The sequence below is a fragment of the Bradyrhizobium sp. Leo170 genome (assembly GCF_004296405.1).
Taxonomy (GTDB): domain Bacteria; phylum Pseudomonadota; class Alphaproteobacteria; order Rhizobiales; family Xanthobacteraceae; genus Bradyrhizobium.
Window position 1 is genome coordinate 1 of record NZ_PSRR01000336.1, and the last position, 9610, is coordinate 9610.

Annotated in this window: 8 protein-coding genes and 1 pseudogene; 6 read left to right on the plus strand and 3 right to left on the minus strand. The window is 64.8% G+C overall.

The genetic code is table 11. From position 1 onward, the window contains the following. Nucleotides 1-57 precede the first annotated feature (57 nt). Nucleotides 58-459 carry a DUF1330 domain-containing protein gene (locus CWO89_RS35655; protein ID WP_130583115.1) on the minus strand — a complete coding sequence of 134 codons (402 nt, stop codon included), beginning with the start codon at nt 457-459 and terminating at the stop codon, nt 58-60. A 135-nt stretch (nt 460-594) separates the two neighbouring features. Here CWO89_RS35655 and CWO89_RS35660 point away from each other — a divergent pair, with 135 nt between their 5' ends. Together CWO89_RS35660 and CWO89_RS35665 are read left to right on the plus strand one after the other, a co-directional pair. Continuing rightward, nucleotides 595-1545, plus strand: a complete 951-nt coding sequence (locus tag CWO89_RS35660; RefSeq protein ID WP_130583107.1) for a DMT family transporter — start codon at nt 595-597, stop codon at nt 1543-1545. 92 nt (nt 1546-1637) lie between these two features. Further along, nucleotides 1638-2621 (plus strand): Bug family tripartite tricarboxylate transporter substrate binding protein, encoded by a 984-nt coding sequence (locus tag CWO89_RS35665; protein ID WP_130583108.1) that lies wholly within the window; start codon nt 1638-1640, stop codon nt 2619-2621. Between the two features lie 124 nt (nt 2622-2745). On the opposite strand, the pseudogene CWO89_RS35670 reads toward CWO89_RS35665, so the two are convergent. Then, nucleotides 2746-4430 (minus strand): annotated as a pseudogene (locus CWO89_RS35670) (methyl-accepting chemotaxis protein). Between the two features lie 241 nt (nt 4431-4671). On the opposite strand from CWO89_RS35670, the gene CWO89_RS35675 reads away from it, so the two are divergent. The 4 genes from CWO89_RS35675 (at nt 4672) to CWO89_RS35695 (ending at nt 9164) form a co-directional block, all read left to right on the plus strand. Then, nucleotides 4672-5715: a C-terminal binding protein gene (locus tag CWO89_RS35675; RefSeq protein ID WP_130583109.1), complete on the plus strand. Its 1044-nt coding sequence runs from the start codon at nt 4672-4674 to the stop codon at nt 5713-5715. A gap of 139 nt (nt 5716-5854) precedes the next feature. Continuing rightward, the gene (locus CWO89_RS35680; RefSeq protein ID WP_130583110.1) at nt 5855-7195 is read left to right on the plus strand and encodes an ABC transporter substrate-binding protein; all 1341 of its coding nucleotides are present in this window, start codon (nt 5855-5857) and stop codon (nt 7193-7195) included. A 123-nt stretch (nt 7196-7318) separates the two neighbouring features. After that, on the plus strand, nt 7319-8275 hold the full coding sequence (locus CWO89_RS35690; RefSeq protein ID WP_130583112.1) for a carbohydrate ABC transporter permease: 957 nt from the start codon (nt 7319-7321) through the stop codon (nt 8273-8275). Beyond that, complete coding sequence (locus CWO89_RS35695) at nt 8268-9164, plus strand: carbohydrate ABC transporter permease (RefSeq protein WP_130583113.1); 897 nt, start codon at nt 8268-8270, stop codon at nt 9162-9164. The genes CWO89_RS35690 and CWO89_RS35695 overlap by 8 nt, the downstream gene beginning before the upstream one ends. 3 nt (nt 9165-9167) lie before the next feature. Here CWO89_RS35695 and CWO89_RS35700 read toward each other — a convergent pair. Beyond that, nucleotides 9168-9610, minus strand: a 443-nt coding sequence (locus tag CWO89_RS35700) for an energy transducer TonB family protein (protein WP_130583114.1), incomplete at its 5' end; no start/stop codon positions are given.

The following is a 9610-nucleotide window of genomic DNA, read 5'->3' on the forward strand; positions in this document are numbered from 1 at the left end:
TCAGTAGACGCTGATGGAGATGCCCCGGGTTACGCTTCGCTTCACCCGGGCTACTGGCTACCCCACCTTGAACTTGCTGTAGGCCTCGCTGGTCGCGATGATCACGTGCTCGGCGCAGCCGTTGCGGCGGTGGGGGTCGCAGAGAGTTTCGTAATCGGCCGAGGTCATCATGTCGATGAAGGCCGAGACGGCGGGGTAATAGACCAGCGCCAGGTAATCCCACTGGTTGCCGTCTGGCCGGCCGAGCGCGACCGTTTTGGCATTGCCGGTCCAGAGCAGCGTGCCGCCGCGCGCCTTGATCATCGGCACCGTGAGCGCGCTGTAGCGCAGATAGGCGTCCCAGCCCGAGCCGTCGCCATCGAGCGAGCGCTCGCGAAAGCGCATCAGGTTCACCATCACGACCGGCTCCTGCGGCTGCAGCGCCTTGAGGCCTTCGACGTTCAAGAGGTCCACGCCCATCCGTCTCTCCGATGATTCCTTGCAGTTCAGCATCGCATATGTCGCTTCCATGACGCGCCAGCGGCAGCGCGCATGGCTGCTCTCTTCCGGAGCGTCTTGTCGCACGGGGAGAATCCGGCAAAAAGGGCTGATAGCATGACCGATCTCCGCGCCTTGCCGTCCGCATCAGCTCCCACACGCCGCTCCGCGATCGCCTGGCTCAACAACCAGCCCTATCTGCTGCTCAGCCTGACCTCGCTGTTCTGGGCCGGCAATATCGTGATCGCGCGCTATGTCGGCAATCACGTGCCGCCGCTGACGCTGTCCTGCCTGCGCTGGTCGGGCACCTGCCTCATCCTGCTGCCCTTTGCCTGGCCGCATCTGCGGCAGGACTGGCCGGCGCTGTGCGCCCGCCTGCCGCTGATGCTGCTGCTCTCGCTCTCCGGCTTCGCCTTCAACAATGCGATCTCCTATTGGGGGCTGCAATACACCCAGGCCCTCAACGCGCTCCTGATCCAGTCGGCGGGGCCGCTGTTCGTGGCGCTGTGGGCCCTGGTGCTGTTCGGCGTGCGGCTGACCGGCGCGCAGCTCGCCGGCATCACCCTCTCGCTGGCCGGCGTCCTCACCATCATCCTGCGCGGCGATCTCGGCGCGCTCGCTTCCATCAGCTTCAACCGCGGCGATGTGATGCTCGCCTCCGCGCTTTTGTCGTTCGGACTCTATTCCGCGCTGATGATGCGGCGCCCGGTGACGCATCAGCTCTCGCTGATCGCGTTCACCACCGGCTGCGGAGCCTTGATGCTGGTGCCCGGCTCGATCTGGGAATATCTGACCGGCGCCACGCTCAAGTTCGACGCGCTGACGCTGGGAACGCTGGCCTATGTCCTGATCTTCCCCTCGGCGCTGGCCTATCTGTTCTTCAACCGCGGCATCGCGATGATCGGACCGAACCGGGCCGCGCCGTTCTTCCATTTGGTGCCGGTGTTCGGCTCGGCGATGGCGATCTTCCTGCTCGGCGAGGCGCTGCAGCCGTTTCACCTGATCGGCTACGCGCTGGTGCTGGCCGGCGTCGTGATCGCGTCACGGCGGAGCCCGACCAAACGGTGAATGCGGCACGGCAACGCCTTCCGCTTTCGGCCGTGACCGGCTAGTTTCCCCGGCAACCAACTGCCCATAAACCCAGCGGGGGAAACGACGATATGATCTCTGGACTGAAACACCATTGGCGCATGCTGGCGGCGGCATCCCTGGCATTCGCGCTGCTGTCCGGCGTGGCCACGGCGCAGGCACCGGGCTACCCGAACCGCAACATCACGCTGGTATTGCCGTTCGCGGCCGGCAGCGGCACCGACACCACGACGCGCCTGATCTCGAAGGAGGTCGGCACTGCGCTCGGCGTCACCATGGTGATCGACAACAAGGCGGGCGCCAACGGCTCGATCGCGGCGAGTTACGTCGCCCGCTCCGCGCCCGACGGCTACACCCTGTTCGTGACGACCAACACGACGCACTCGGCCAATCCCTATCTGCTCAAGACCATGAGCTACGACCCGGTCAAGGACTTCACGCCGATCGCGCGAACCGGCGACTTGCCGTTCATGCTGGTGATCAATCCGGAAATCCCGGCCAACTCAGTCGCCGAGCTGATCGCGCTCGCCAAGAAGGAGCCGGGCAAGTACTCCTACGCCAGCGGCAGCTCATCGGCCATCGTGTCGGGCGCGACCTTTGCCCGCCTCGCCGGCATCGATCTGTTGCACGTCCCCTACAAGAGCTCGCCGCCCGCGCTCACCGACGTCATTGCCGGCCGCGTCTCCATGATGTTCGTCGACGTCCCAACCGGGCTGCCGCATGTCAACGCCAAGGCGCTGAAACCGCTGGCCGTCACCACCAAGCGGCGCTCGGCGCTGCTGCCGGAGCTGCCGACCATGGATGATACTGTGAAAGGGTTCGACATCACCTCATGGCAGGGCTATCTCGGTCCGGCCAACATGCCCAAGGACATCGTGGTCAAGCTGAACGCCGATATCCGCAAGGTCGTCGAGCGTCCCGACATCAAGAGCCAGCTCGCCGAACGCGGCATGGAAGCATTTTCGGGCCCGCCAGAGGAATTCGACGCATTCCTGAAAGAACAGCTCGTGCTCTGGGAAAAGCTGATCACGGAAGCCGGGATCGAGAAGCAGTAGCTCCGCATTCCGTCGTCATCGTCCGCGAAGGCGGACGATCCAGTAAACGACGGCGTTTCAGATCAATTACTGCGGCCGGAGATTACTGGATGCCCCGCCTGCGCGGGGCATGACGACAACGGCGTTACGCCGCGCGTACCTTGGCCAGGAACTGGTCGACGGCGTTGCGGAGCATGCCGGACTGGGTGTCGAGCTCGCGGGCGTTCGACAGCACGTCGGAAGCCGCAGTGCCGGTGGCGGTGGCGGCCGTGGTGACGCCGCCGATATGGGTGGAAATCTCGCTGGAGCCAGTCGCGACCTGCTGGATGTTGCGCGCGATCTCGCGCGTCGCATCGCCCTGCTGGTCGACCGAGGTCGAGATGCTGGCGGTGATCTCGCTCATCTGGGCGATCGTCCCGGTGATGCCGCCGATCGAGGCGACCGCCTCCGTGGTCGAGGCCTGCATGGCGGCGACCTGGGCGGAGATCTCCTCGGTCGCTTTCGCGGTCTGGTTGGCGAGCGCCTTCACCTCTGAAGCGACCACCGCAAAGCCACGGCCGGATTCGCCGGCGCGCGCGGCTTCGATCGTGGCGTTGAGCGCGAGCAGGTTGGTCTGCGCGGCGATCGAGTGGATCAGCTTCACCACCTCACCGATCTTCTCCGCGCCGGTGGAGAGCGCCTGCACGGTGGCGTTGGTGCGCTCGGCATCGGCCACCGCCTTGCTCGCGATCTCGCTGGATCGCGCGACCTGGCGGGAGATCTCGGTCACCGAGCTCGACAGTTCCTCGGCCGCGGCAGCCACGGTGCCGACATTGTTCGAGGCGCTTTCGGACGCCGCACTGACGGTCGCAGCCCGCGCGCTGGCGTCGCTCGCTGTCGCCGTCATCGATTGCGCTGTGGTCTGCATGCCGGCCGCAGCGGTCGCGACGAACGGACCACGCCTGTGATGCTGCGCTCGAAATCGTTGGCGATATTCTCCATCGCGGCACGGCGCTCGGCCGCAGCGCGGGCCTGCGTCTCCGCCTCCGCCTGCTCGAGGCCGCGGATGCGAACCGCATTGTCCTTGAAGATCTGCACGGTCGCCGCCATGGCGCCCACCTCGTCGCCGCGGCCGACGCCGGGAATATCGCCATCGAGCTTGCCGTCGGCGAGTTCCCGCATCCTTGTGCCGAGCTGGCCGAGCGGCCTGGTAATGCTGCGCCCGATCAGCCAGGCGATCGAGCCGGAGATGATGGCGATGCCGAGGATCGAAAGGCCGAGCAGCCAGGCGATCGGCGCCAGCTTGGCATCGATATCGTCGATATAGGCCCCGGTGCCGAGATACATGTCGAAGCCGGGAACGGCGGCGGCATAGCCGATCTTGCGGATCGGCTTCTGCTCGCCGGGCCGCACATATTCGTAGGTGAGGAGGATTTCGCCCTTCGCCTTCACGCCATCCATCAATTCGCGGGACAGCTTGCGGCCGTTGGTGACCACGTCCATGCGGTTGGCGCCGATCTGCTTGGGATCGGGCGCAAGGACGGTGATGCCATCATAGGAGGTGCCGAACAGGTAGCCGGAGCCGTTGTCATAGGTCATGGAGTTGCCGCGCTTGCCGAGCTCGGCGAGCGCCGCCTCCTTGGTCGTCCGCCCGGCATCGACCTCCTTTTTCAGGCCGGCCGCCATGTTCACGGCCATCTCGACCATCGCCTTGGTCTGGTCGATGCGCGCCTTCATCATTTCGCGCTGCATCAGATGACCCGCGAGGACGCCGGCGGCGCAGAGGCCAAGGATGGTCACCCCCACCAAAATGCCGAGTTTGGGGGTGATCTTGAGGTTGGTCAGCTTCACAGGGCGTCTCCGGGGAATGGCGCGCTTGCGTGTTTGGCGGATTGATTCGGTCCACCCTAATGTGAGAGCCTTTAGCGTCTGGTTACGAAGCCTCTCCGTAAAAGCCCGGGAAAGCCGCGCTCAAGGCGACCGGGACGGGTGCGGAATGGCTGCGGCTTGCGAAGACGCGGCAGCGGCGACTTGTCGCGGCCTAGTGATGGCCGAAGAATCAACAACCGAAGAAGAAAATCGGGAGCAGGAGATGTCGAAGTTCAGGGTGGTGACGCCGAAGGGCGCAAGCTTCACGGTGGCCGGCGGCGGCTACGATTATGAAAAGGAAGCGCTCGATCCGATCGGCGCCGAGATCATCGAGGCGCCCGCCAACGAGGCGGAATTCATCGCAGCCGCCAAGACGGCGGATGCGATCTACGCCAAGGGCATGCCGATCACCAAGGCGGTCATCGATGCGCTCGAGAACTGCAAGGTGATCACGCTTGGCACCGTCGGCGTCGACAGCGTCGACGTTAAGGCGGCAACCGCCCGCGGCATCCCCGTCACCAACATCCCCGACACCTTCATCGAGGAAGTCGCCGATCACGCGATGATGCTGCTGCTTGCCGGCTTCCGCCGCCTGGTCGAGCAGGACAAGATGGTGCGCGAAGGACGCTGGACCGAAGGACGCCCGGCGCTGCTGAAAATTCCGCGCCTGATGGGCCAGACGCTCGGCTTCATCTCGTTCGGACGCGTGGCGCGCGCGGTGGCGAAGCGCGCGGCCCCGTTCGGCCTGCGGATGATCGCCTACGATCCGTTCATCCAGGAAACGCTGATGTCGGAACACAACGTGCTGCCGGCGACGCTGTCGGAGGTGCTGTCGCAATCCGACTTCGTCTCGATGCATGCGCCGGCACGGCCCGAGGTGCATCACATGCTCACCGAGAAGCATTTCCGGCAGATGAAGAAGAGCGCGATCTTCATCAACACCGGACGCGGCGCCACGGTCGACGAGGAAGGATTGATCAAGGCGCTGCAGGAAGGCTGGATCGCGCATGCCGCGCTCGACGTGCTGGAGAAGGAGCCGCCGTCGCACAACAATCCCCTGCTCCGCATGGACAACGTCACGCTGACCGCCCATGTCGCCTCCGCATCTGCACGTTTCGATGAAGCGCGCAAGCGCCGCGTGGGCTACGAATTGTCACTGGTGCTTTCCGGGCTGTGGCCGGTAAGCTGCGTCAATCCGTCGGTGCTGCAGAATACCTCGCTCCGGCGCTGGCAGCCTGTCAGCATGGATCGCGGCCCGAACAGCTAGCCGGCGGGGAACACGCGTTTCCCGCGACGCGGAAATTGCGCGGGGCAAAAGTCTCAAGGCGATTGCTTCGGCCCCACGAGGACTGAGGCTCACGTTCACCGGCGAGTAACGCCGGGAACGAAAAACAAGGGAGGAGACTATGGGGAACGACCTCACCCGTCGTGACGCGTTGGCGCTCGGCCTCTCGGCCGCGGCGCTGGCGGCAACCGGCGCTTCGGCGCAATCAACCGAATCGCGCGTCAAGGCGGCCGACGTCGCCGCACCGTCGCTGCCGATCGAGAAGGGCGCGAACCTGCGGATGCTGCGCCCGGTCCGCTTCGTCAAGGCCGACGAGGACGTGTTCCGCGCCAACGCCGCCAAGTTCACCGAGAAGATGGGCGTTGAGGTCAAGGTCGATTTCGTCGGCTGGGAGGACATCAACCAGCAGACGGCGGTGACCTCGAACTCCGGCGCCGGTCCCGACATCATCATCGGCTTCTCGGACGCGCCGCATATCTACGCCGACAAGCTGATCGAACTCACCGATGTCGCCGAATATCTCGGCAAGCGCTATGGCGGCTGGCAGACGCTGGCCCAGAAATACGGCAAGCGCGCCAAGGGCAACGCCTGGATCGGATTGCCGTTCGGCGCCAGCGGCGGGCCGCTGGTGTACCGCAAGTCGGTGCTGCAATCGATCGGCTACGACAAGATACCGGAAGATCATGCGGGCGTGCTGGACGTCTGTCGCAAGCTGCAGAAGGCCGGCAAGCCCGCAGGCTACGCGCTCGGCAACGCGGTCGGCGACGGCAACGGCTTTGCCAACTGGATCCTGTGGTCGCACAATGCCTCCCTGCTCGATGAAGAAGGCAACGTCACCATCAACAGCAAGGAGACGGTGGCCGCGCTGAAATATCTGAAGGAGCTGTATCCGACCTTCATCGCCGGCACGCCATCCTGGAACGACGTCTCCAACAACCGCGCCTACTCGTCGCAGGAAATCGCGCTGACGGCCAACGGCGTCTCGCTCTATTTCGCGCTGAAGAACGATCCGGCGACCGCCGCGATCGCCGAGGACACCGAGCATCAGTTCCTGCCGAGGGGCCTCGCAGCCTCCACGCCGATGTCGGGGCTGACGCTGAACGCCATGGTGTTCAAGCACAGCCCCTATCCGAACGCGGCGAAAGCCTTCCTGCAGTTCATGCTGGAGAAGGAGCAGTACGAGCCGTGGCTGAACGCCAATAGCGGGTACTGGTCGCAGCCGCTCGCAGCCTATGCGGAAGCCGCCGTGTGGTCCGGCGATCCCAAGGTCAAGATCTTCAAGGACACCATGAAGAGCCAGTATTACGCCGGCTACAAGGGCCCGATCTCGACCGCGACCGGCGCCGTCAATGCCGACTACGTGCTGGTGCAGATGTGCGCGTCGGTCGCGACAGATGCCGCAACGCCGGAGGCCGCGGCCGCGGAAGCCGAGCGGCGCTGCAAGCGATATTTCCGCAGATGAGACCGCACTAGTCGCGTTCCGTCATTCCGGGATGGTCCGAAGGACCAGACCCGGAATCTCGAGATTCCGGGTTCGATGCTGCGCATCGCCCCGGAATGACAGCCCAAAGCAGGACACGTATTCATGTCCGTGACCACACTATCTCCCCGAGGCATCGCGCTGCGCCAGCCGAACTGGTTCGCGCGCCTGCTCGACTACAAGCCGTTCCTGATCGTCGTGTGCCTTGCGCCGGCGATCGGGCTACTCGCCGTGTTCCTCACCTATCCGCTCGGGCTCGGCGTCTGGCTCGCCTTCACCGACACCACGATCGGGCGGCGCGGCATCTATGTCGGGCTGGAGAACTTCCAGTACCTGCTCAGCGATCCCCTGTGGTGGGGCGCGGTGTTCTACAGCGTGTTCTACACAGCGGTCGCGACCTTCGGAAAATTCGCACTCGGCTTCTGGCTGGCGCTCTTGCTCAACAACCACTTCCCGTTCAAGAGCATCCTGCGCGCCATCGTGCTGCTGCCATGGATCGTGCCGACCGTGCTGTCGGCGCTGGCATTCTGGTGGATCTACGATCCGCAGTTCTCGATCATCTCCTATCTCCTGGTCGACGTGCTGCACTGGCGCTCGACCAATATCGACTTCCTCGGCTCGGCCTGGCCGGCGCGATTTTCGCTGATCGCGGCCAATATCTGGCGCGGCATCCCGTTCGTGGCGATCTCGCTCTTGGCGGGCCTGCAGACCATCTCGCCTTCGCTTTACGAGGCGGCGATGCTGGACGGCGCCTCATCCTGGCAGCGCTTCCGCTACATCACCTTCCCGATGATGATGCCGATCCTCGCCATCGTGATGACGTTCTCGATCATCTTCACCTTCACCGATTTCCAGCTCGTCTACGCCATCACCCGCGGCGGGCCGGTGAATTCGACGCACCTGCTCGCGACGCTGGCGTTCCAGCGCGGCATTGCCGGCGGCGAGCTCGGCGAGGGCGCGGCGATCGCGGTGTCGATGGTACCGTTCCTGGTGTTCGCGACGCTGTTCAGCTATTTCGGCCTAGCCCGGCGCAAATGGCAGCAGGGAGAGAGCGATGACTGACGCAGTCGCGCAACCAACCAACGTCGCCAGCGCAACCCCCGACACCATGGCGTGGGACTCCCGCGCGCGGCGGATGATGATGATCTATCTGCCGCTCGCCTGCTTCGTCATCATCCTGCTGTTCCCGTTCTACTGGATGGCGGTGACCGCGTTCAAACCGAACGCGGAGCTCCTGAACTACAAGGAGCACAACCCGTTCTGGATATCCTCGCCGACGCTGGCGCACATCCAGCACCTCCTGTTCAACACCGCCTATCCGCGCTGGCTGAAGACGACGATGCTGGTGGCGATCGGCTCCACTTTCCTGTCGCTGCTCGCGAGCACGCTTGCAGCTTACGCGATCGAGCGGCTGCGCTTCCGCGGCAGCCCCTATGTGGGCCTCGGCATCTATCTCGCCTATCTGGTGCCGCCGTCGATCCTGTTCATTCCGCTCGCGACCGTCGTGGTGCAGTTCGGCTTGTTCGACAGCCCGCTCGCGCTGATCCTGGTCTATCCGACCTTCCTGGTGCCGTTCTGCACCTGGCTGCTGATCGGCTATTTCAAGTCGATCCCCTATGAGCTCGAGGAATGCGCGCTGGTGGACGGCGCAACAAGGCTGCAGATCCTGCGGCGGATCACGTTGCCGCTCGCAGTGCCCGGCCTGATCTCGGCCGGCATCTTCTCCTTCACGCTGTCATGGAACGAGTTCATCTACGCGCTTGCCTTCATCCAGAGCAGCGCCAACAAGACCGTGCCGGTCGCGATCCTGACCGAGCTCGTCTCCGGCGACGTCTATCAATGGGGCGCGCTGATGGCGGGCTCGCTGCTCGGCTCGCTGCCGGTTGCGATCTTCTACTCGCTGTTCGTGGACTACTATGTCTCCTCGCTCACCGGCGCGGTGAAGGAGTAGCGGTTATCGCAGCGAGAACGAGATCGGCACGTTGAAGCCCATCGCGGGGTGCATCATGTCGGCCGGGAACGGCGGAAACGGCTGGGCCCGGCGGACCATCGCCACCACCTCCGCATCCAGCGCGGGATTGCCCGACGACCGGCCGAGCCGGCTCGACGTCACCTGTCCGTTGCGGCCGAGTGTGAAAACGACGCTGGCGACGCCCTGCTGTCCGGCGGACTTGGCACCCGGCGGATATTGCTTGAAGCGCAGGAGATGGGCACGGACGATCTGATTGTAGGAGGCGACGGCGGCAGCAGATGCGCCGCTGCTGACGGCGGACATGGTCGGTCCCTGGCGCTCGACGCGTGGTGACGCAGTGGTGCGCGGCGCCGGCGGTGCCTCCGTCGGCTTCTTGGCGTCGGGGCGGACCACCTTCGGCTTGACCGGCGCCGGCTTATGGTCGG